This window comes from Bradyrhizobium sp. 4, assembly GCF_023100905.1.
GTDB lineage: Bacteria > Pseudomonadota > Alphaproteobacteria > Rhizobiales > Xanthobacteraceae > Bradyrhizobium.
Map to the genome: position 1 here is coordinate 5,323,126 of NZ_CP064686.1, position 21,928 is coordinate 5,345,053.

Here is a 21,928-nt window from a genome sequence, read left to right on the forward strand (position 1 = left end):
CTTACTCCCAGTTATTTTTAGTGGGCCGCCGCCCCTGCGACGCCGAGGTGGCGTTCGAGGACCGACGGGTCGGCCTTCAGCGCGGCGCTCGGGGCGTCGTGGACGATCGTTCCGCGCTCCAATATCACAACACGGTCGGCCAGCCCCAGAATCTTTTGGGCATTCTGCTCGACGATAATCGAGCAGATGCCGCCCGCCCGGGTGATGGTCCCGATCGCCTTCAAAAGCTCCTCGACGATGATGGGGGCAAGGCCCTCGGTCGGCTCGTCCAGGAGAAGCACTTTCGGATTGAGGGTCAGCGCGCGACCGATCGCCAGCATCTGCTGCTCGCCGCCGGAGAGCTGGTTGCCAAAATTGCTCCGCCGCTCCTTCAGCCGCGGAAACATCTCGTAGACCCTCTCGACCGTCCAGGGGCCGGGCTGGGCCACTGCGGACATGTTCTCCTCCACCGTGAGAGAGCGGAAGATGTTGCGCTCCTGCGGCACCCAGCCGATCCCGGCGCGCGCCCGCTGGTCCGGCCGCAAGGTCGTGACGTCGCTACCGGCCAGCCCGACAGTGCCGGAGAAGCGACGGGTGACGCCGACGATCGAATTGATCAGCGTGGTCTTGCCGGTGCCGTTGCGCCCCAACAGCGCCAGCACCTGGCCTTCGGGGAGACGCAGGGACATGTTCGGCAGCACCACTGCCTCGCCGTAACCGGCGCGAAGCGAGTCGATCGCGAGCAGCTCAGACATTGACCGCCTCCTCGCCGAGATAGACCGCCTTGACCTGCGGGTCGCGCGCGACCTGCTCGGGCGGTCCTTCGGTGAGCAGCGCACCGGAGACCAGGACAGAGATGCGGTCGGCGAAGGAGAACACGAGGTCCATGTCGTGCTCGATCAGCAGCACCGTGACGTCGCGCGGCAGGCTGCCAACGACGGCGAGAATGTCATGGCGCTCGCTCTCGGGCACGCCGGCGGCGGGCTCGTCCAGCAGCAGCACGCGCGGCTTGGCGGCGATCGCGACCGCGATCTCGAGCAGGCGCTGCTTGCCGTAAGGCAGCGTCACGGTCTGCTCGTTCATGACGTCAAGCAGGTGGAAGCGTGTCAGGAGGTCGGCGATCTCGCCGTTGACGTCGCTGCGCGTACCCATCCGCCGCCACCAGTCACCGCCATGGCCGAGGCGCTCGGAGACAGCGAGACCGATGGTCTCGAGCGGGGTCAGGTCGGGATAGAGCTGGTTGATCTGGAAGGTACGCGACAAGCCGCGCAACACGCGCTTGTGCACGGGCAGATCGGTGATGTCCTGGCCTTCGAGCAGGATGCGGCCCGAGTTCGGCTTGAGCACGCCGGTGAGCTGGTTGATGACCGTGGTCTTGCCGGCGCCGTTCGGGCCGATCAGCGCGTGGCGGGCGCCTTGTTCGATTTTTAGCGACAAGTCGCGAGTGACGCGCAGACCACCGAACTGCTTTTCGAGATTCTGGGTTTCGAGCGCGATGGTCATGCGTCGCTCTCCGGCACGGCGACGACGGCCTTGCGCCCGGCTATCTGCTTGATGACCAGATTGGGCACATACAGCATCCAGCGATGCAGGCGCTGCCGGCCGACCAGGACGATCACGACCAGCACGAGGCCGATCCAGAACTGCCAGTATTGCGGGGTGATGGTGGAGAACAACTCCTGCAGCATGCGGAACAGCACCGCGCCGATCAGCCCGCCATAGAGATAGCCGGTGCCGCCGATGACGAGCACAAGCATCAGGTCCGCCGAGCGCTCGAAGGCGAACACGTCGAGCGAGGCGATCGCGGTGGTCTGGGTGAACAGTGCGCCTGCGATGCCGGCATAGAACGCCGCGAGTGTGTAGATCGCAATCAGGCGGCGGTTGACGGGAATGCCGATCGCGGCCGCGCGCAGCGGATTGTTCTTGATCGCCCGCAACGACAGCCCGAACGGCGAATGCACGACGCGGCGGGCGAACAGGAACAACAGGAACAGAACGGCGAGCGAATAGAAGAAGCCGGTCTTGCCGAACATGTCGAACGGGATCTCGCCGAAGATCGGCTGCATCTCGATACCCTGCAAACCGTCGGTGCCGCCGGTGATGTTGGAGAAGCGTTCGGCCAATGCCTCGAGCAGCAACGCGATGCCGAGTGTCACCATCAGCCGCGTCAGGTCGACGCCTCGGATCACCAGGAAGCTGGTGGCGAAGCCGAGCACCATCGCGACAAGGCCTGCGACGACAAGCGCAAGCACGGGCTCGTTGATGATCCCATGCAGCGCGAGAAGCCCCGCCGCGTAAGCACCGGCGCCGAAGAAGGCTGCATGGCCGAGCGAGACGATGCCGGCGTAACCGAGGATCAGATCGAGCGACATCGCAAACAGCGCGAGCCGCAGGATGTCCGTCATGATCAGATAACGCGTGGGAAATACGAAGCCGCAGCCCAGCACGATCAGCCAGAAAGCGGCCTCGCCATAATGCCAGCGTGCCTGGCGCTGGGCGTGATAGCCGACGTCGGAGGAGGCGCTCATCGGCGAACTCAACGCGCGGCCGTGCGGCCGAACAGGCCGTTCGGGCGCCAGATCAGGATCACGATCATCATGGTGTAGATCACGAAAGGTCCCATCTTCGGGACGTAATATTTGCCGGCGACGTCGCCGATGCCGAGCAGCAGCGAGGCCAGAAACGGGCCGGTGATCGAGGACGAGCCGCCGACGGTGACCACGATCAGGAAGTAGATCATGAACTTCAGCGGAAAATACGGGTCGAGGCCGAGGATCTCGGCGCTCAGCGCGCCGCCGAGACCAGCCAGGCCGCAACCAAAAGCAAATGTGAAGGCGAACACCTGCGGCACGTTGATGCCGAGGCCGCTCGCGGCGCGGGGATCATCGACCGCGGCGCGCAGACGGCTGCCGAACCGCGTCTTCGCGAGCACCATCTGGAGAGCAATGGTGAGCAGCCCGCAGATCACGATGATCATCAGCCGGTAGCGGCCGACGCCGACGCCGAACACGTCGAACTGGCCCTGGAGCGCCGCCGGCAAATTGATGAAGACCCGCGACGAGCCCTGGATGTAGTCGACGGCCGCGACCGACATGAAGGTGAGGCCGATCGTGAACAGCACCTGGTCGAGATGGCTGCGCGCATAGAGGTGTCGGTACAGCGTGCGCTCGAGCACAATGCCGATCGCAGCAGAGGAGACGAAGGCAAGCGGCAATGCAGCGAAGAATGGCCAGCCCATCCGGTTGACCAGCACCATGCAGACATAGCCGCCAGCCATGGCGAAGGCGCCATGGGCGAGGTTGACGAAGTTCATCAAGCCGAGCGTGACCGCGAGCCCGCAAGCCAGCACGAACAGCAGCATGCCGTAGGCAACGCCATCGAACAGGTTGGTGAGGATAGAGGTCATCGTCTCAGCTTGGAGTTGGGCGTCATGGCCGGGCTTGTCCCGGCCATCCACGTTCCTGGTTCGACTCTCGCGTGGATGCCCGGGTCAAGCCCGGGCATGACGAGAGTGGCGGGCGAGATCCCCGATGCGCGCTAATGCGCGCTCGGGGATGACGCGCTTTCGCGCGTCACTTCTTGGTCTTGCCGAGATCCTTGACGGCCTCGAAGGTCGCGAACTCGACGTTGTAGAGCTCGCCGTCGACCTTCTCGACCTTCCGGATGTAGATGTTCTGCACGATGTCGCGGGTCTCGGGGTCGATCGAGATCGGGCCGCGCGGGCTCTCCCACTTCTGGCCCTTCATGGCTTCGACCAGCTTGGTGCCGTCGGTGTCGCCATTGGTCTTCTTCAGCGCTTCGTAGATCAGGTGAATGCCGTCATAGCCGCTCACCGCCATGAAGCCCGGCCGGTTTCCGTACGCCTTCTTGTAGGCCGCGACGAAATCCTTGTTCATCTGCGAGGGATGCGCCGCGGAATAAAGGTGTGCAGTGACCGTGCCCAGCACGGCGTCGCCCATGTTGTTGAGGAGGTCGTCGTCGGTCACGTCACCCGGTCCGATCACCTTGATGCCCGCCTTGTCGAGTCCGCGTTCGGCATACTGCTTCATGAAGTTGCCGCCCTGGCCGGCCGGCACGAACACGAAGATCGCGTCAGGCTTGGCATCCTTCATACGCTGGAGGAACGGTGCGAAATCGGGATTGGCAAGCGGCGTCTTCACCTCTTCGACCACCTCGCCGCCACCGGCGGTGAAGTTCTGCTTGAAGAAGTTGAGCGCGTCATTGCCCGGCGCGTAGTCCGAGGTCAGGGTCGCCACCTTCTTGATGCCGTTTTTCACCGCCCAGTCGGCGATGATGGTGGAGGACTGCGCCAGCGTGAAGCTGGTGCGCACGATATAGGGCGAGCGCTCGGTGATGATGGAGGTGCCGGCGGCCATCACGACTTCCGGGATCTTGGCTTGCGTGGCCAGCGGCGCCGCCGCGAGCGCGGCCGGCGTCACGCCGAAGCCGGCGATGAAATGGACCTTGTCGTTGACAATCAGCTCTTGCGCGGCGGTCTTGGTCTTGTCGGGAATCGCAGCATCGTCCTTGAGGATGATCTCGATTTTTTTGCCGGCGACGGTGTCGCCCTTCTGCTGCATGTAGAGCTTGATCGCGTTCTCGATCTGCTTGCCGGTCGAGGCCTGGCCGCCGGTCATGGGCAGGATCAGACCGACCTTGACGCTGTCCTCGGCCTTGGCCGGAGAGACGGCCACAAGGCCCACGATAGCGGCCGCTGCTGCGGCCCAGGCAGTCTTATGAGACAGTTTTTTGCGTTCGAACATCAGATGTCCCTCCCCTTCATTCCTGATCTCTTGTGCGCCGGACCGAGTGCCCGGTCCTTGCCTTAAATCGAGCTCACGCACGCGTGATGTCGCGCCACATGGCGTCTTTCGCGCCCTTATTGTCAATCGGACGTTTGGCGACCTTTCGGCGCAAGCCGAGCCTTCCGATTGCCAACGGCAGAAGCGATACCGGGTCACGTCCGGGTAACCCCGGTATCGTGATCGTGGTCGCCATCATTTGTACGATTGTACAAAGGAAATGGACCTGTCAACGAAAAAGCCACATCCCGACCAAACCACTTTGTCGCGAGACGTTGCCGCAGCCTAGAAGCGCTGCCGACCGGGTGCATGGAGGATTTGGTCTTTTGTTTGCAGAATTTGAACATCGGCAAGGTCTGAGTAGGTAGCCTCCGGTATCAAATTACCTACCTCGAATAAGTCTATTTTACCTTGTTGAAGGCTACTCTTCCGACGACAGCCTGACCCGGCGTCCAACACGACTGGCCTCGCCTCCGTACAATGCCCAGATCCGCCCGTTCCCTCCTGATCCTCCTCGCGCTCTCCGCGGGCCTGTCCGGCTGCGGCACCGTCAACGAAAAGCTCTCGTCCGGCATGGGCGACTACGTCCCGCAATGGGCCGGCGGCTTGCCGGCGGACGCCCCGCCGCGGGCGGGCACGCCGCAATACGATGCCTTCATGAAGGATCGCGAGCGCAAGCGGCTGATGCCGGCAGCGGATCGCGAAAAGGAGGAGCAGGCGCAAAAGGGCGCAACGGGCTCAGCGTCCGGCGCTGCGTTGCGTTAAGTCGTGCCCCCTCGCCGCCTGCGGTGAGAGGTGAGTTCAGTCCACGAACACCACGGTCTTGCGGCCGTTGAGGATGACGCGGTCGTTGAGATGGTAGCGGATCGCGCGCGCCAGCACGCGGCGCTCGATGTCGCGGCCCTTGCGGACGAGATCCTCAGGCGTGTCCCGATGGCTGATGCGCTCGACGTCCTGGTCGATGATCGGGCCCTCGTCGAGGTCGCGCGTGACGTAGTGCGCGGTGGCGCCGATCAGCTTGACGCCACGCTCATGGGCCTGGTGATAGGGTTTTGCGCCCTTGAAACCCGGCAGGAACGAGTGGTGGATGTTGATGCAGCGTCCCGACAGATTTGCCGAGAGATCGTCGGACAATATCTGCATATAGCGGGCGAGCACGACGAGATCGGTCCCGGTCTTGGCGACGAGATCGAGGATCTGCGCCTCCTGCTCGCGCTTGGTCTCCTTCGTAACAGGCAGATAGTGGAACGGAACCCCGCCGAAATCGAGCCCGTCATAGACCTCGCGCGGGTGGTTGGAGACGATTGCGACCAAAGTCATCGGCAGCTCGCCGGTGCGCCAGCGATAGAGGATGTCGACCAGGCAGTGATCGGACTTCGACACCAGCAGCATCACCTTGCGATGCGCGGCCCGATCGCGCATCTGCCATTCCATGCCGAAACGCTCGGCGATCGCGGTAAAGCCGGTCTGGAGCGCCGACAGCTCCACGGCGAGATCGGCGGCGGTGAACACCACCCGCATGAAGAACTTATTGGTCTCGGTGTCGTCGAACTGTTGGGCGTCGAGGATGTTCTGTCCGGAATTCGCCAGGAAGGTCGACACCGCCGAGACGATGCCGGGACGATCCGGACAGGACAGGGTCAGGACATATTGATGATCGGGCATGGGCCTTGATGAAGGTTTGGGCAGCGGCTGCGGAACGCCCCGCGATTTGCGCCCTGCTCTATCACCGACCCCACCTTGCGCCAATCCCGACGGTGGAGTCAGGATGAACGTACGATTGCTTTGACTGACCGGAGTAGGCTCATGGCCGACCGCCTGAACGGCACCCGAATCCTGATCCTGGAAACGCGCGAGGAGGCGCAGTTTTCGAAGTTGCTTACCGAGCAAGGCGCCGAGGTCGTGCAATGCCCGATGTTCACCATCCAGGATGCACCAGACCCCGCTCCGGTCGAGGCCTGGATCCGCCGCACCATCGACAAGCCCTTCGACGACCTCGTGTTGATGACCGGCGAAGGGCTGCGGCGGATCATGAAGCTCGCCATCGCGCGAGGGCTCGACCAGGCTCTCGTGGCGGCGCTTGCCAGATCGCGAAAGTTCACCCGCGGCCCCAAGCCCGGCAAGGCACTGCGCGAAATCGGACTCGAGGCGCAGCAGACCACAGAGAAGCCGACCACCGACGGCGTGATCGAGATGCTCGGCAATCTCGATCTGAAGGGGCACCGCCTCGGCCTTCAGCTCTATCCCGACAAGGATCACAATGCGCTGACCGATGCGCTTGCCGCGCAAGGTGCCGAGGTCGATGCCGTGCTGCCTTATGCTTACGATTCCAAGGCGGCGGATGCCAATATCGTCGCCGCGATCGACGAGATGGCCGCCGGGCGAATCGATTCGATCGCGCTGACCAATCTTGGCCAGGTGCGCCGCCTGATTGAGGCCGCGAAGGCACATGGCAGCGAGGCGAAGCTGCGCGCAGGCCTGGAGCGGACGCTGATCGCGTCAGTGGGACCTGCTGTCTCGGGCGAGCTCGCGGCGCACGGCCTGCGGACCGACGTCTCGCCTGCCGATGAAGCCTACTTCATGCGACCGCTGATCTCGGCGATGGCCACTGCGCTCCTGGAGCGGAAATCGAGAACCGCTGCGAGCTAGGAGCAGAGCGCGGGAGCGGCCTGCAGCTGCCCCCGATTGACACAAGCGTCACCGGCGCTACGGTCTCGCACAGAAGAAGAAATAATAAGGCAAGGGAATCGCCGTGATACGCGCCATCGCGCCTTGAGCACACCCGCACGCCCCTCCGCGCTCGCGCCATTTCGTATCCGCAATTATCGTTTCCAGTGGCCGTCCGACCTGCTCACCTCCTGGGCATTCGAGATCGAGACGCTGGTGCTCGGCTGGTACATCATGGTCGAGACCGGCTCGGTGCTGCTGCTCACCGTGCTCGCATCGCTCCAGTTCGTCGGGACATTGGTGGCGCCGGTGTTCGGCATGATCGGCGACCGCATGGGTCATCGCGATCTCCTGGTCGCGATGCGTCTTGCCTATATGGTGCTCGCGTCGACCATCATGACTCTGGCACTGACCGGTCATCTGACCCCGCCAGGCGTCATGATCATCGTCGCAATCATGGGCCTGATTCGCCCCTCGGATCTCGGCGTTCGCGGCGCGCTGCTTGCCGAGATCATGCCGAGCGAGCAGCTGGTGGGCGCCATCAGCGTTGCGCGCACGACCCAGGACAGCGCGCGCATCGCCGGCGCGTTGACAGGCGCCGGACTGTTCGCGGTCCTCGGCATTGGCCTCGTTTACGTGGTGATCGTTTGCCTCTATTTCCTGGCCGCGCTGCTCATGCTCTGCCTGACCCGGCCGGAACGGACCATTGCCACAACTGATCTTCCGGCAGACAGCCGCGCCGTTTCGAGATTGCTGGGCGATCTGAAGGAAGGGATCGTCTACGCCTGGAATGGCGCGGGGATGCGCGCGGCGCTATGCGTCGCCTTCCTGGCCAACCTGACCGCATTTCCCTTCACCGGCGGATTGCTGCCCTACATCGCGCGGGACATCTTTCATACCGACCAGACCGGCCTCGGTTATCTCTCCGCGAGCTTCGCCGTCGGCTCGCTGATCGGCTCCATCACGCTCAGCCTCGTCAGCGGAGTGCGCATTGCCCGGCTCCTGATCGGCGCGACGCTGGCCTGGTACGCCATGCTGCTGGTGTTCGTCGAGATCAGGACCATGCCGGTGGCGATGGCCTGCCTTGTGCTCGCCGGCATCGCCCAGAGCATGTCGATGATATCAGCTGCCGTGATCCTGATGCGGACGGCCAGCGCACATCTTCGCGGCCGCGTCATGGGCGTGCGCATGATGGTGATCTACGGCCTGCCGATTGGGCTCCTCGCGGCCGGCAGCCTGATCGACATCATCGGCTATTCCGCGACGGGGTCGCTCTATGCCGTCTCGGGGTTCATCGCAATGATGGCGATCGCGGTGCGCTGGCGCGCTGACCTCTGGCCGGTGCACGCCCCCGCCAATGGGCGCTAATCCCCGTAACCGCGCAACCGCTCGATATCGAGGATCGTGACGCCGCCATACTCCAGCCGGAGCAAGCCCTCTTTCTCCAGCCGGTTCAGCGCGCGGTTAGCATTCTGGCGGGACATGCCGGAAAGCGCGCCGATCTCCTCCTGGGTGATCTCCAGATGCGCGGTGGATTCCGGATAGAGGATCGGATTGAACAGCGAGGCGATGCTGCGAGCGAGCCGCGCGGTGGCATCCAGCGTGCGGTTGACCTCGAGCATGCCGATGAACTGGCCGAGCCGCTCGTTGAGCTGGCGAACCAGGAAGCGGTTGAAGCCGACGCTGTTCTCGAACAGCCACATGAAGGCGCTGCGTTCCATCAGCGCGACGCGGCTGTTGCGCAGCGCGACGACGTCATAGCGGCGCGGCTCGTTCTTGAGCACGCTGCCCTCGCCGAACCAGGCCCCCGCCGTCAGCCCGGCAAGACTCGTCTCCTTGCCGTCGCGCGAGACCCCGCCCATCCGGGCAAGCCCAAAGACCATGCCGGCCCAATAGTCGAACGTGTCGCCGCGCATGAAGACGGTCTCGCCGGTGCCGTAGGACCGCTCCGTGATCCCGGCACGAGCGACCTCGATCTCCGCTTGCGTGAGCTCGCGCGACCAGGCAGCGACGCGCTTCAATTGATCCTCTGAAATCATGAACCCGAAGCCCGCCGCACCGTTCGTCACTCCTGTTCTGCTGCAATGCAGCATGATCGTCTCGGCTACCATCAGACGAAAGATGGAGGCTGCGAGCGCCCAAAAAACTTTGTCGCAGAATTGTCAGGCGGGAGACATTTCAAAATAGCGCTTTCCCCTATTGAGGACCACCTCGGGCGATGCGGCTTTTGATCCCAAACGGGAACGAGAGCGGCGCGGCTCCGGTCGAGACCATCTGCTGCATGGCCTCACCGGCACGGCCGTACTAGGATCGCCCGACAGAACGGACGAAGAGCGCCACTGAATGCGCCATCACCGGGAGGGATCTGTTTGGTGGCTACCAGTCTTGAAGTGCGCGGCGTGTCCTTGCGATTCGGCGGCGTTCGTGCGCTGACCGATGTCGGCTTCGCCATCAGGGAAGGCGAGCTGTTCTCGATCATTGGCCCCAATGGTGCCGGCAAGACCTCGATCGTGAACTGTATTTCCGGCCGCTACAAGCCGACCGAAGGCCAGCTGTTCTACCAAGGCCGCGACATCACCGGCCTGACGCCCAACGCGCGCGCTTCGCTCGGCATCGGCCGCACCTTTCAGAACCTGGCGCTGTTCCACCATATGAGCGTGCTCGACAACATCATGGTCGGCCGCCATCACCTCCTGAAGAACAATTTTCTCACGGGCTCGCTGTACTGGTTCACCGGCGCGCGCAAGGAAGAGCTCGAGCACCGCCGCAAGGTCGAGGAGATCATCGATTTCCTCGATCTCCAATCGGTGCGAAAGGCGCCGGCCGGCACCCTCTCCTATGGTCTGCGCAAGCGCGTGGAGCTCGCGCGCGCCATGGCACTGGAGCCACGCCTCATTCTCCTCGACGAGCCGATGGCCGGCATGAACTTCGAGGAGAAGGAGGACATGGCCCGCTACATCGTCGATCTCAACGAGGAGTTCGGCATGACCGTGGTGATGATCGAGCACGACATGGGCGTGGTAATGGACATCTCCCACCGCGTCATGGTGCTGGATTTCGGCCGCAAGATCGCCGAGGGCGATCCGGCCGCGGTGCTCGCCGATCCCCACGTCAGGCGCGCCTATCTCGGCGAAGAGGACGAGGTGCTGGTCGACCCTGACGATGCTCCGCCGGCGCAGGAGAGCGCGGCATGATGGATTACGCAGGCCGCGTCGCGCAGGCCGACACCTATCCGAAGATGCTCCGGCTCAATGCGAAGGAGTACGGCAACGAGATCGCGCTGCGCGAGAAGGATCTCGGGCTGTGGCGCCCGTTCACCTGGAACGCCTACCAGACGCGGGTGCGCGACTTCGCGCTCGGCCTGATCGAACTGGGCCTTGGGCGCGAAGATGTCGTTGGCATCATCGGCGACAACCGGCCGGACTGGGTCGCGGCGGAAATAGCAACCCACGCGATCGGAGGTTTGAGCCTCGGGCTATATCGTGACGTGCTCGACGAAGAAGCCTCTTATCTCCTCAATTATGGCGAGGCGCAGCTCGTTTTCGCCGAGGACGAGGAGCAGGTCGACAAGCTGCTTACGCTGGCCGACCGCGTCCCAAAGCTGAAGCACATCATCTATTCCGATCCGCGCGGCATGCGGAAATACGACGATCCGCGCTTGATGTCGGCGGAGACGTTTGCCGAACTCGGCCGGGCGCGGGCTACGCGCGAGCCGGAACTTTACGACCGGCTGGTGGACGCGACCAAGGGCGAGGACGTCGCGATCCTCTGCACGACATCAGGCACCACCTCGCATCCAAAGCTCGCAATGCTCGCGGCCGGCCGCGTGCTCGGCCACTGCGCGACATATCTCGCTTTCGATCCGAAAGGGCCGGACGACGAATACGTGTCGGTGCTACCGCTGCCCTGGATCATGGAGCAGGTCTATGTACTCGGCAAAGGCCTCTTGTGCCGGATGAAGATCAACTTCGTCGAAGAGCCCGAGACCATGATGAACGATCTGCGTGAGATCGCACCGACGTTCATCCTGTTTGCACCGCGCGTTTGGGAATCAATCGCCGCCGACGTCCGCGCCAGGGTGATGGACGCAACGCCGTTCAAGCAACGCCTGTTCGACATCGGCATGAAGAGCGGGCTTGCCGCGCTCGAACGGGGCGAGAGTTCCGGCTTTGCCGACGCGATCCTGTTCCGTGCATTGCGCGACCGCCTCGGCTTCACCCGCCTGCGTTCAGCCGCAACCGGCGGCGCGGCACTCGGGCCCGAGACCTTCAAGTTCTTCCAGGCCATGGGCGTGCCGCTGCGCACGCTCTACGGCCAGACCGAGCTGCTGGGGGCCTACACGCTGCATCCCGCGGGCAAGGTCGACCCCGACACGACAGGCGTGCCGATGGCCGACAGCGTCGAAATCCGCATCGACAATGCCGACGTTCACGGCGTCGGCGAGATCGTGGTGCGGCATCCCAACATGTTCCTCGGCTACTACAAGAACCCGGAGGCGAGCGTCGCCGACATCAGGGACGGCTGGATGCTGTCGGGCGATGCTGGCTATTTCAACGACGACAAGCAGCTCGTGGTGATCGATCGCATCAAGGATCTCGCCGAGACCTCGCGCGGCGAGCACTTCTCGCCGCAATTCATCGAGAACAAGTTGAAGTTCTCGGCTTATATCGCGGAAGCCGTGGTGCTTGGTGCAGGCCGGGACGCGCTCGCCGCCATGATCTGCATCCGCTACTCCATCATCTCGAAATGGGCGGAGAAGAACCGGCTCTCGTTTACGACCTACAGCGACCTGGCCTCGCGGCCCGAGGTTTATGCGCTACTCAAGAAGGAAGTCGAGACCGTCAACGCGACTCTGCCACCGGCACAGCGCATCTCCCGCTTCCTGCTGCTCTACAAGGAGCTCGACGCCGACGATGGCGAGCTCACCCGCACGCGGAAAGTGCGCCGCAGCGTCATCAACGAGAAATACGAAGGCATCATCGACGCGATCTACCGCGGCCAGGCCGACATCCCCGTGGACACCGTGATCCGCTTCCAGGACGGCACCACGCAACGCATACGTACAACGCTGAGGGTTGTGGACCTGGATGGGCACGGGCACATGGCGGAGGCCGCGGAGTGAGCACGCTTCCGACACAGCGCGTGTTGCGAATCGATGAACCCTCTCCCCGCAAGCGGGAAGAGGCGAAGGATAGCATAACATGAACACCGCCTTCCTCATTCAGCTCCTGGTCAACGGCCTCGTGGTCGGCACGCTCTATGGTGTGGTCGCGATGTCGTTTGTGCTGATCTACAAGGCTAGCCAGGTCGTCAATTTCGCGCAGGGCGAGCTCTTGCTTGTGGGCGCCTGGGTGTGCTGGACCTTGCTCGCGAAATACCAGGTGCCGTTCTGGATCGGCATGCCGATGACGCTGGTGTTCATGTTCGTGTTCGGCATCGCGGTGCAGGTCCTGATCCTGCGACCGATGATCGGCGAACCCATCATCTCGGTCATCATGGTGACGATCGGCCTCTCCACCGTGCTGCAGGCCACGCTGAAATGGATGTTCGGCGTCAATCCGCAGCCGTTCCCGCGCGTGTTCGAGAGCCAGTCCGTCAGCCTGCTCGGGCTCCAGATCCAGACCGTCTATGTCATGAGCCTCGTCGTCTCGATCGCGATGATGATTGGCATGGCCTGGTTCTTCCGCGCGTCGAAGTACGGCCTTGCGATGCGCGCCACTGCGTTCAACCAACAGGTCGCGCAATCGCTCGGCATTTCCGTGAAAAGCGTGTTCGCGATGGCCTGGGCGATCTCCGCAACGGTGTCGGCGGTTGCAGGCGTCGTGGTCGCGGTCGTGAACGGCGTATCCTCGGGCCTTGCCGCCTATGGGATCAAAGTGTTTCCGGCTGCGATCCTCGGCGGGCTCGATTCCGTCGGCGGTGCCGTGCTCGGCGGCATCATCATCGGATTACTCGAGAACATCGCGCAATATGTCGACAGCGAATACCTTCACTGGGGCAATCTCTACGAGATCGCGCCGTTCTACGTCCTCATCATCGTGCTGATGATCAAGCCTTACGGCCTGTTCGGCACCCACGACATCGAACGGATCTGATCTATGGCCGGCCCCGCCCTCATCCCTGCTGGTGATTTCCGCACCTCTTACGCGGCCGACACCACGATCTTCCCGACCGCCACCAGCCGCAATTTTGCGATCGCCGGCGTGCTGGCGCTGTGTCTCGTGCCGCAATTCCTTGGCGGCTATTGGCTCAGCATCCTGATCCAGATCGGCATCTTCTCGATCGCTGCGCTGGGGCTGAACATCCTGGTCGGCTTCACCGGCCAGATCTCGATCGGCCATGCCGCTTTCTTCCTGCTCGGCGCCTTCACCTCGGCCTACATCTCCAACAGCACATCGATCCCGGTGTTCTTCGCGATCCCCCTCGCGGGCGTCGTCACTGCGCTGGTCGGGCTGATCTTCGGCATCCCGGCGGCGCGGCTGAAGGGGCTTTACCTCGTCATCGCGACGCTCGCAGCACAATACATCCTGCTCGACTTCTTCTCCCGCGCAGAGTGGTTCACCGGCGGCTCGGTGCCGGCCAGCGCCAATCCGTTCTCGATCTTCGGCCACACGCTGCGCGGCGACAGGCAATATTTCTACGTCGTACTCGCCTACGTGGTTGCAAGCTACGTCCTCGTCACCAATCTGATGCGCACCCGCGACGGCCGCGCGCTGGTGGCAATCCGCGACCATTATCTCTCCGCGGAGATCATGGGCATCAATCTCACCAAGTATCGCACGTTGTCATTTGGGCTCGCCGCCTTCTTCGCCGGCATCGCCGGCGCGCTCTACGCACACTACCAGCTCGTGGTGTCGCAAGAGGGCTTCGGCATCGAACGCTCGATCCTGTTCCTGGCCATGATCATCATCGGCGGCACCGGTTCGATCATGGGCACGCTGATGGGTACCGCGTTCGTGGTGCTGCTGCCCGAGACGATGGAGTTCCTCAGCGTGGCGCTGAAGGGCGGCGCGATCGACAAGGCGCTGTCGCTGAACAACAACATCACCTTCCTGCGCGAGATCGCGATCGGGGTGATCATCATCGCGTTCCTGATGTTCGAGCCGGATGGGCTCGCCCATCGCTGGCGGCAGATCAAGGCGTACTGGAAACTCTACCCGTTCTCGCATTGAGCGCGGGCAACTCGCAAACCAACAAATAAACAGGAGGAGGCAACCAATGAAAACTAAATCCCTTTTGAGCACCGCGTCACTTGCGCTGGCGATCGCCGCATTCTCGTCAGGCGCGCAGGCGCAGATCGCGATCGGGCATCTCGCCGATTATTCCGGCGGCACGTCCGACGTCGGCACGCCCTACGGCCAAGCCGTCGCCGACACCTTCGCCTGGGTCAACAAGAACGGCGGCGTCGGCGGCAAGCAGCTCAACGTCGACACCAACGACTATGGCTACCAGGTACCGCGCGCGATCGCGCTCTACAAGAAGTGGTCGGCGCCGGACTCCAAGGTCGCGGCGATCATGGGCTGGGGCACGGCAGACACCGAGGCGCTGACCGGCTTCCTCGCACAAGATAAAATTCCCGATCTCTCCGGCTCCTACGCCGCTGCCCTCACCGATCCCGAAGGTGTCAGCGGCAAGGCCAAGCCCGCGCCCTATAATTTCTTCTATGGTCCGAGCTATTCGGACTCGCTGCGCGCGATGCTGATGTGGGCAGCCGAAGACTGGAAGGCCAAGGGCAAGTCCGGCAAGCCGAAATTCGTCCACATGGGCGCCAACCACCCCTACCCGAACGCACCGAAGGCCGCCGGCGAAGCCATGGCGCAGGAGCTCGGCTTCGAGGTGCTGCCGCCGCTGGTGTTCGCGCTCGCGCCGGGTGACTACAGCGCGCAGTGCCTGAGCCTGAAATCCTCAGGCGCCAACTACGCCTATCTCGGCAACACCGCCGCGTCCAACATCTCGGTGATGAAGGCCTGCAAGACCGCCGGCGTCGACATCCAGTTCATGGGCAATGTCTGGGGCATGGACGAGAACGCCGCCAAGACCGCAGGCGATGCCGCCGACGGCGTGATCTTCCCGCTGCGCACCGCGGTCAGCTGGGGCGGTGATGCGCCCGGCATGAAAACGGTGATGGAGATCTCGAAGATGTCCGACCCGACCGGCAAGGTCTATCGGCCGGTGCACTACATCGCGGCGGTGTGCTCGGCGCTCTACATGAAGGAGGCGATCGATTGGGCCGCCAAGAACGGCGGCGCCACCGGCGAGAACGTCGCCAAGGGCTTTTACCAGAAGAAGGACTGGGTGCCGGCCGGGATGGAGGGCGTCTGCAATCCCTCGACCTGGACCGACAAGGACCACCGCGGCACGCTGAAGGTCGACCTCTACCGCACCAAGATTGCGGGAGCGACCGACGGCGACCTCAACGACCTCATGGCCAAGGGCGCGATCAAGCTCGAGAAGGTCAAGACCGTCGAGCTCCCGCGCAAGCCGGAATTGCTGGGCTGGTGAGCTTAGCGCTCACCTCACACACAAATGTCATCCCCCGCCTTGTGCGCAGCGCGCACTGGAGCGGGGGATCCAGTACGCCGGGGCCTCTCCGTGAGTCTCAGGCGTCTCTGGAATACTGGGTCGCCCGGTCAAGCCGGGCGACGACAGCGGAGTATGAGGCATGACCGAAATTCACGAAGCAGCAGCTCGTCCCTCCCCCGGCATCGTACCCGCACCGCCTCTCCTTGCCGTGCGCAACATCGAGGTCGTCTATGACGACGTCATCCTGGTGCTGCGCGGTCTCAGCCTCGACGTGCCCAACGGCGCGATCGTGGCGCTGCTCGGCGCCAACGGCGCCGGCAAGTCGACGACGCTGAAGGCGATCTCCGGACTGCTCAAGACCGAGGACGGCGAAGTCACGCGTGGCGAAATCTTGTTCGAAGGCGAGCGGATCAATGGCATCGACCCCGACAAGATCGTCCGCCGCGGCATCTTCCAGGTGATGGAGGGCCGGCGCATCGTCGCCGACATGACCTCGCTGGAAAACCTCAAGCTCGGCGCCTTCACCCGCAGGGACCGCGAGGTCGGCGCCGATCTCGATATGGTCTTCAACTATTTCCCGCGTCTGAAGGAGCGCACCGGGCTTGCCGGTTATCTCTCCGGCGGCGAACAGCAGATGCTCGCGATCGGCCGCGCACTGATGGCGCGCCCGAAGATGATCCTGATGGACGAGCCCTCGATGGGCCTGTCGCCTCTGCTGGTGAAAGAGGTGTTCTCGATCATCCACAAGATCAACCGTGACCTCGGCGTCACCATTCTCCTGGTCGAGCAGAACGCCCGCGCCGCGCTGTCGGTGGCAAGCCACGGCTACATCATGGAGCAGGGCAAGGTCGTGCTCGACGGCACCGCGGACGAATTGCGCGACAACGAGGACGTCAAGGAATTCTACCTTGGCGGCGCCGGCGACCAGCGCAAGAGCTTCAAGAACCTCAAAAGCTTCAAGCGGCGCAAGCGCTGGCTTTAACCTTCCAATACCTGTTCCGCTTCCGTGACTGCGCAGAGAACATGATAGAACGACGACGCAGGAATGGTGTCGATCAGCGATTTGCCGTCGCGCTCGAACTGGTCGTACCAGCCGCCCCGCACGGGATGGCTGAGATAATGCCGTTCGAGCCGCGCCAGTGCCATGCGCGCCTCGTCCGCCGCGCCCGCCTCGCCGGATTCGGCCTGCGCGATCCACGCCTTCGCAATCTCGGTCTGTGGCCACAGCCGGCGCGTAGTGCGGCGAATGTTGCCGGCGTCGTCACCCTCGTCGATCAGGCAGCCGGTGGCCTCGTCGCGATAGCGCAGCGCGGTTTCCAGCAGCTCGGCGCGCCGCTGTCCGGTCGGGCAGCCCGTGATGCGTTCGAACCCCTTCAGCAACCAGACCCATTCCGCCTGGTGGCCGGGCTCGACGCTGACCGGCGCGATCTTCGACCAGTCCTCTTCGAAATATTCGCCGAGCGCGCGCGTCCGCTTGTCGTAGAGATTGGCGAGGAACAGCGCGAAGAACTCGCCGGCACGGTTCTGGAACGACAAGTCGTGGGTTGCGTCGAAGCACGCGATCATCGCCTCGAACAGATGCATGTGCGGGTTCTGCCGGCGCGGCAGCGAGACCGGAAGGCCTTCGTGGACGCCGCCGTGCGGCGAGCGCAGATGGCCATCGAGGAAGGCGAGCAGCGCATCGATCTCGGTGCGAATTTGTGCGTCCTGGTCGAGCGCATAGACGGCCGCGAGCGCAAACAGGATGAAGGCGTGGTCGTAGGCGTCGCGGCGGGCGTCCAGCACCGCGCCCTCCGGCGTCAGCCGGTGCACGTAGCCGGGCCGGCCGTCGGGCGTCTTTGCCTTGGCGAGCAGATGCTCGAGGCCCTTCAGTGCGACGGCGCGCCCCTCAGGGTACCAGCCCATCTGCGCAGCCTTGGCGTAGCACCAGATCTGGCGGGCCTGCACGAACACCCGGCGCGGCGCGGTCACGTCCGCCGTGCCGTCACGATGCAGCCGATCGATGAAACCACCCGCGCCATGGTCCCAGCCGACCGTCGACCACAACGGCAGCGCCTCGTCGATCATGCGGCGCTTCAGGCGTGGCACGACGTCCGACGCCTCGTCCTCCGCACTGATTCCCTCGTCCGCCATCGCGTCCTCTTCAAACCTCGTCCATGGCCGTCTGATACCCATGCCGGCGGCGGCACGCAACGGATGCCAACACGGAAAGATCAGCCATGACCGCCCATTACGACGCCCTCGAGACGCGCGAGCAAGCCGCGCGCGAGGCCGATCTGTTCGCCCGCCTGCCCGGCGTGCTGCGCTCTGCGATGACCGCGCCCGCCTATGCTGATCGGCTGAAAGGGCTGGATCCGGCTACCGTGACCTCCAGGGCGGCATTGGCGGGCCTCCCAGTGCTGCGCAAGTCGGAACTCCCGGCCCTGCACAAGGCCTCCACGCCGTTCGGAGGGTTCGTCGCGGCGGCGCCCGGCTCCTTCGCCCGCCTCTTCACTTCCCCCGGCCCGATTTTCGAGCCGGAGGGGCGGCAGGCCGATCCGTGGCGCGGCGCACGGGCGCTGTTCGCGGCCGGGTTCCGGCCCGACGACATCGTGCTCAACACCTTCAGCTATCATCTCACCCCCGGCGGCTTCATCTTCGATGCGTCGGCCCGCGCGCTCGGTTGCGCCGTGATCCCGGCCGGTCCAGGGAATACCGAGCAGCAATTCGAGCTGATCGAGGCCTACCGTCCCGTCGGCTACAGCGGCACGCCGGACTTCCTGAAGATCTTGCTCGATGCTGCCGCAAGCTCAGGACGCGACGTCTCCTCGATCAAGCGCGCGCTGGTCTCGGGCGCGGCCTTCCCGCCCTCGCTCCAGGCGGAGATCAAGGCGCGCGGCATCGACGCCTACCAGGCCTTCGGCACCGCCGATCTCGGCCTCATCGCCTTCGAGACGAGCGCGCGCGACGGCATGGTCGTGAACGAGGATCTGGTCATGGAGATCGTCAAGCCCGGCACCGGCGATCCCGTGGCCTCCGGCGACGTCGGCGAGATTGTCGTGACTTCGCTCGACCCGCACCATCCCTGGATCCGACTCGCTCTCGGCGACCTCACCGCGGCACTGCCGGGCACAAGCCCCTGCGGGCGCACCAACATGCGCATTAAGGGCTGGATGGGCCGCGCCGACCAGACCACCAAGGTCAAGGGCATGTTCGTCCGCCCGGAGCAGGTCGCCGAGATCGGCAACCGCCATCCCGCGCTCGGAAGATTACGCCTCGTCGTCACGCGTCAGGGCGAGGCCGATGCAATGACGCTGAAAGCGGAGACGGCGGTCGCGAACGACGCGTTGCGCGAGGAGATTGCAGGCACCTTGCGCGCAGTGACGAAGCTCGGAGGCGAGGTTGAATTCGTGAGGCCCGGCGCGCTTCCGAACGACGGCAAGGTGATCGCGGACGAGCGATAGACATAGAGCGGCTCTCCAACAGAACGGGCCGCCGATCCGCTGGCTGGTGCAAGCACGTGGAGCAAGCGCTTCACGCGAGCGGGCGGCAACGAATTCCCTGCGGGCAGGGAATCTCACGGAGATACGCGGTTCAAGCGGTCCACCAGCCCGCCCGCGCTCTCCGAATTTCTCGTGATTACAGAGCCTTGCGACAGCAGAGCCCTCGGCAGCTATGCGAATGCAATCCCACGAGCAGGGAATTACAAAGCGCCACCGCAGGGAATTTTGAAGCGATCAGCAGGGAATTTGGAGCCTAGGCAAGCTAGGCGCGGGCGAGAATTCATGATCGGGAATCTCACCAGCGACTGACTCTGGGTGTCGAGGAGCGACACCCAGTGGCGATCTTCGGTATTGCCACAAGATATAGCTTAACCTATGGTTCGGGCAAGCAACAGTCGAGGTGTGCCTCGTCTTGGTGCCTGAGCGTTGTAGGGAGAAATCCCTCCGTTGAAGACATGGCGTTGCGATGGTCTAAAGGGCGTCGGCGGCATGAACCTAGTTCCCAACCAAGGGGGGCTTGTGTTCTGCAGCGACACCCTCCGCAGATCGACAGCCTCCTGAATTTAGGAGGCAGCTATGCCGACAATCTTCAACAAGAAAGCTAAACCTACACCACACGTCATTCGCGTCGATGAGGAGCCGCTCGCCCCTCCCGCTTTGCCGCGCGAGCATCAAGCGCTGCCGCTCGATCCCCGCATCAAGCTCGATGCGCGTATCCGCGCAGAATGCGTCGAAATCGTCGATACGAACGACCTCGTCGTCAATGACCGAAACGCCAAGAAGCATCCGGAACGTCAGATCGCGCTGCTTTGCGCCAATATCGAGGAGTTCGGCTTCACGACGCCGCTGCTGGTCGATGAGCGCAACAAGATCATCGCTGGACACGCGCGATATGCAGCAGCCAAACGTATCGGGTTGACGCACCTCCCGGTCGTCAGACTGGACGCACCTTACGCCAGCACAAAAGCGCGCACTTGCTATCTCGGACAACAGGCTGGCCGAACTGGGCTCTTGGGACCTTGAAATCCTGTCCGAGGAATTTTCATTCTTATTCAACCCGCAAGGCGTCGAAATCTCGTTCGATCCGCGGCTCACCGGTTTCGATACCGGCGAGGTCGATCAAATCATTGTCGACGACCAAAATGAGCGCGAACGCGCAGATGCAGCGGACAAGAACATCCCGCTCCTGGAAGGCCCTGCGGTCTCTCTGAGAGGTGATCAATGGGAATGCGCTGATCACCGCGTCCGATGCGGCGATGCCACCAAGGCGGACGATTATCACGAGCTTAACGGTCACGGTGCAGGGGAGTCAGGTCTCCATGCCGGTGTGGCAGGCATGGATCATGCGGATGGTCCAAGACCTCCGATCAGGATGTCCCGAAACTTTTGCAATCCTAGCTGCCGCGTGCGGGCTGGAAGCTGTCATCGAGGAGCGGAAGCGGCGCGGCGAGGCTGAGATACTTGAACAGATCGAGCGCCTGCTGGAAGCCGCTAGGCTCTGGACGGTCTGATCCGTCGACACACCGAAGGCTCGCACCGATTTCGAACAGAACGATAACAGCCCGGCCGGAGGAAGCCTCGGCCGTTGCGCACTTCACGGTCACAAAGGGGGACAACATGACCGATCATGATCAGGCAAATAGACGGATAGGCGCCGCCGGCGAAAAGGATTACCAGGCTGGTTACGGCAAACCGCCTAAGCACACCCAATTTCAAAAGGGGATTTCAGGCAAGCGACTGACGCAAGGCCTTGCGAGCACTTCCTTGGATGAAGCAGCCCTCGCATTGAAAGAAGCTGTAATGTTTCAGAATGTCTCCTCCCTGGCTGGCAGGCAGAGATCGAGCGGAGAACGATGTACAAGACATTTGGCGGCAACGTGGATCTAAATCTCAGCCTTAGTTTTGAAGGTCCTCGCGGCGATGCAGCTTCGGCTGCTTGTCGTTGCGCTTCCACACAGATCAGGGCTGCCGCGACCCAAGCTTGGTCGGCCGCCAAAAGCCCGCAAAAACCTCTAGCTAACGAGCCGCCAATATTCAGGGCCGAAACGCCGCGCCATCATCTAGGTACAGTCGGGCCTTGCCGAGGACGCCATCGAGATCGGCCCGCCGCAATTCCAATCCGTGATTAAAGTAAGTCGACGCCCCAATCGGCTCCTCAGCCACTGTCCCTCGTGAAGGCGATTTCGGCGGTATTCGAGCTGGGCTGCGCGATCACTGTGGCTCAGATCGTCTGGCGAGCTACAAAGGTGGTATTGCGCGCGTCTTTGGCCTTCTGCGCTGCTTTGGTTCGCGCCGACGGTGCTCTTCAACTGCGCAATGTGGGGACAGGCCGATTCAATCTGGACCTTCTTTACGCTCGTCTCCGTAGCGATGTTCATGCGGGACCGAAATGGCGTTTTGCCTTTCACGGTAGCTGTTTTCTAGGACCCCTATTTTTAGGCATGCTACTGCGCCGTAGGATCCACCCGGCATGGC

Annotated in this window: 21 protein-coding genes; 12 read left to right on the forward strand and 9 right to left on the reverse strand. The window is 63.3% G+C overall.

The window, feature by feature from the left end:
• Positions 1–17 precede the first annotated feature (17 nt).
• The 5 genes from IVB45_RS25365 to IVB45_RS25385 form a co-directional block, all read right to left on the reverse strand.
• The gene (locus IVB45_RS25365) at positions 18–734 is read right to left on the reverse strand and encodes an ABC transporter ATP-binding protein (RefSeq protein ID WP_247362682.1); all 717 of its coding nucleotides are present in this window, start codon (positions 732–734) and stop codon (positions 18–20) included.
• Complete coding sequence (locus IVB45_RS25370) at positions 727–1,482, reverse strand: ABC transporter ATP-binding protein (RefSeq protein WP_007612502.1); 756 nt, start codon at positions 1,480–1,482, stop codon at positions 727–729. Before IVB45_RS25370 ends, IVB45_RS25365 begins: the two co-directional genes overlap by 8 nt.
• Positions 1,479–2,507 (reverse strand): branched-chain amino acid ABC transporter permease, encoded by a 1,029-nt coding sequence (locus tag IVB45_RS25375; RefSeq protein WP_027566806.1) that lies wholly within the window; start codon positions 2,505–2,507, stop codon positions 1,479–1,481. Before IVB45_RS25375 ends, IVB45_RS25370 begins: the two co-directional genes overlap by 4 nt.
• An 8-nt stretch (positions 2,508–2,515) precedes the next feature.
• Positions 2,516–3,385 (reverse strand): branched-chain amino acid ABC transporter permease, encoded by an 870-nt coding sequence (locus IVB45_RS25380; protein WP_027566805.1) that lies wholly within the window; start codon positions 3,383–3,385, stop codon positions 2,516–2,518.
• Positions 3,386–3,551: 166 nt separating this feature from the next.
• Entirely contained in the window at positions 3,552–4,742 is a 1,191-nt protein-coding gene (locus IVB45_RS25385; RefSeq protein ID WP_247362684.1) for an ABC transporter substrate-binding protein, read from the reverse strand.
• Positions 4,743–5,261: 519 nt separating this feature from the next.
• On the opposite strand from IVB45_RS25385, the gene IVB45_RS25390 reads away from it, so the two are divergent.
• Entirely contained in the window at positions 5,262–5,546 is a 285-nt protein-coding gene (locus IVB45_RS25390; RefSeq protein ID WP_247362686.1) for a hypothetical protein, read from the forward strand.
• 36 nt (positions 5,547–5,582) lie between these two features.
• Here the strand turns inward: IVB45_RS25390 and purU are convergent, their stop codons facing one another.
• Positions 5,583–6,446 carry a formyltetrahydrofolate deformylase gene (purU, locus tag IVB45_RS25395; RefSeq protein WP_247362688.1) on the reverse strand — a complete coding sequence of 288 codons (864 nt, stop codon included), beginning with the start codon at positions 6,444–6,446 and terminating at the stop codon, positions 5,583–5,585.
• A 141-nt stretch (positions 6,447–6,587) separates the two neighbouring features.
• Between purU and IVB45_RS25400 the strand changes: the two genes are divergently transcribed.
• Both IVB45_RS25400 and IVB45_RS25405 read left to right on the forward strand, forming a co-directional pair.
• Positions 6,588–7,430 carry a uroporphyrinogen-III synthase gene (locus IVB45_RS25400; protein WP_247362689.1) on the forward strand — a complete coding sequence of 281 codons (843 nt, stop codon included), beginning with the start codon at positions 6,588–6,590 and terminating at the stop codon, positions 7,428–7,430.
• 123 nt (positions 7,431–7,553) lie between these two features.
• On the forward strand, positions 7,554–8,816 hold the full coding sequence (locus IVB45_RS25405) for an MFS transporter (protein WP_247362690.1): 1,263 nt from the start codon (positions 7,554–7,556) through the stop codon (positions 8,814–8,816).
• Here IVB45_RS25405 and IVB45_RS25410 read toward each other — a convergent pair.
• Positions 8,813–9,487, reverse strand: a complete 675-nt coding sequence (locus IVB45_RS25410) for a Crp/Fnr family transcriptional regulator (RefSeq protein WP_106946375.1) — start codon at positions 9,485–9,487, stop codon at positions 8,813–8,815. The two genes, IVB45_RS25405 and IVB45_RS25410, sit on opposite strands and share 4 nt — an antisense overlap.
• A 333-nt stretch (positions 9,488–9,820) precedes the next feature.
• Here IVB45_RS25410 and IVB45_RS25415 point away from each other — a divergent pair, with 333 nt between their 5' ends.
• From IVB45_RS25415 to IVB45_RS25440, 6 genes are all read left to right on the forward strand, one after another.
• Positions 9,821–10,642, forward strand: coding sequence for an ABC transporter ATP-binding protein (locus IVB45_RS25415; RefSeq protein WP_027566798.1), 822 nt, complete (start codon positions 9,821–9,823; stop codon positions 10,640–10,642).
• Positions 10,639–12,570 (forward strand): long-chain fatty acid--CoA ligase, encoded by a 1,932-nt coding sequence (locus IVB45_RS25420; protein ID WP_247362691.1) that lies wholly within the window; start codon positions 10,639–10,641, stop codon positions 12,568–12,570. The genes IVB45_RS25415 and IVB45_RS25420 overlap by 4 nt, the downstream gene beginning before the upstream one ends.
• A 79-nt stretch (positions 12,571–12,649) precedes the next feature.
• Positions 12,650–13,543 carry a branched-chain amino acid ABC transporter permease gene (locus IVB45_RS25425; protein ID WP_027519025.1) on the forward strand — a complete coding sequence of 298 codons (894 nt, stop codon included), beginning with the start codon at positions 12,650–12,652 and terminating at the stop codon, positions 13,541–13,543.
• A 3-nt stretch (positions 13,544–13,546) separates the two neighbouring features.
• Positions 13,547–14,620, forward strand: coding sequence for a branched-chain amino acid ABC transporter permease (locus IVB45_RS25430; protein WP_247362692.1), 1,074 nt, complete (start codon positions 13,547–13,549; stop codon positions 14,618–14,620).
• Positions 14,621–14,666: 46 nt separating this feature from the next.
• A complete protein-coding gene (locus tag IVB45_RS25435; protein WP_247290198.1) occupies positions 14,667–15,950 on the forward strand; it encodes an ABC transporter substrate-binding protein in 1,284 nt (427 codons plus the stop codon).
• 160 nt (positions 15,951–16,110) lie between these two features.
• Positions 16,111–16,953: an ABC transporter ATP-binding protein gene (locus IVB45_RS25440; RefSeq protein WP_247362693.1), complete on the forward strand. Its 843-nt coding sequence runs from the start codon at positions 16,111–16,113 to the stop codon at positions 16,951–16,953.
• Here IVB45_RS25440 and IVB45_RS25445 read toward each other — a convergent pair.
• Positions 16,950–18,104, reverse strand: coding sequence for an AGE family epimerase/isomerase (locus IVB45_RS25445; RefSeq protein WP_247362695.1), 1,155 nt, complete (start codon positions 18,102–18,104; stop codon positions 16,950–16,952). The genes IVB45_RS25440 and IVB45_RS25445 overlap by 4 nt on opposite strands.
• 86 nt (positions 18,105–18,190) lie before the next feature.
• On the opposite strand from IVB45_RS25445, the gene IVB45_RS25450 reads away from it, so the two are divergent.
• Both IVB45_RS25450 and IVB45_RS25455 read left to right on the forward strand, forming a co-directional pair.
• The gene (locus IVB45_RS25450; protein WP_247362697.1) at positions 18,191–19,414 is read left to right on the forward strand and encodes an AMP-binding protein; all 1,224 of its coding nucleotides are present in this window, start codon (positions 18,191–18,193) and stop codon (positions 19,412–19,414) included.
• Positions 19,415–20,029: 615 nt separating this feature from the next.
• Positions 20,030–20,476 carry a ParB/Srx family N-terminal domain-containing protein gene (locus tag IVB45_RS25455; RefSeq protein ID WP_247362700.1) on the forward strand — a complete coding sequence of 149 codons (447 nt, stop codon included), beginning with the start codon at positions 20,030–20,032 and terminating at the stop codon, positions 20,474–20,476.
• A gap of 25 nt (positions 20,477–20,501) precedes the next feature.
• Here IVB45_RS25455 and IVB45_RS25460 read toward each other — a convergent pair whose 3' ends face one another.
• Entirely contained in the window at positions 20,502–20,750 is a 249-nt protein-coding gene (locus tag IVB45_RS25460) for a hypothetical protein (RefSeq protein WP_247362703.1), read from the reverse strand.
• Positions 20,751–21,070: 320 nt separating this feature from the next.
• Here IVB45_RS25460 and IVB45_RS25465 point away from each other — a divergent pair, with 320 nt between their 5' ends.
• Positions 21,071–21,340 (forward strand): hypothetical protein, encoded by a 270-nt coding sequence (locus IVB45_RS25465; RefSeq protein WP_247362705.1) that lies wholly within the window; start codon positions 21,071–21,073, stop codon positions 21,338–21,340.
• Positions 21,341–21,928: the final 588 nt, after the last annotated feature.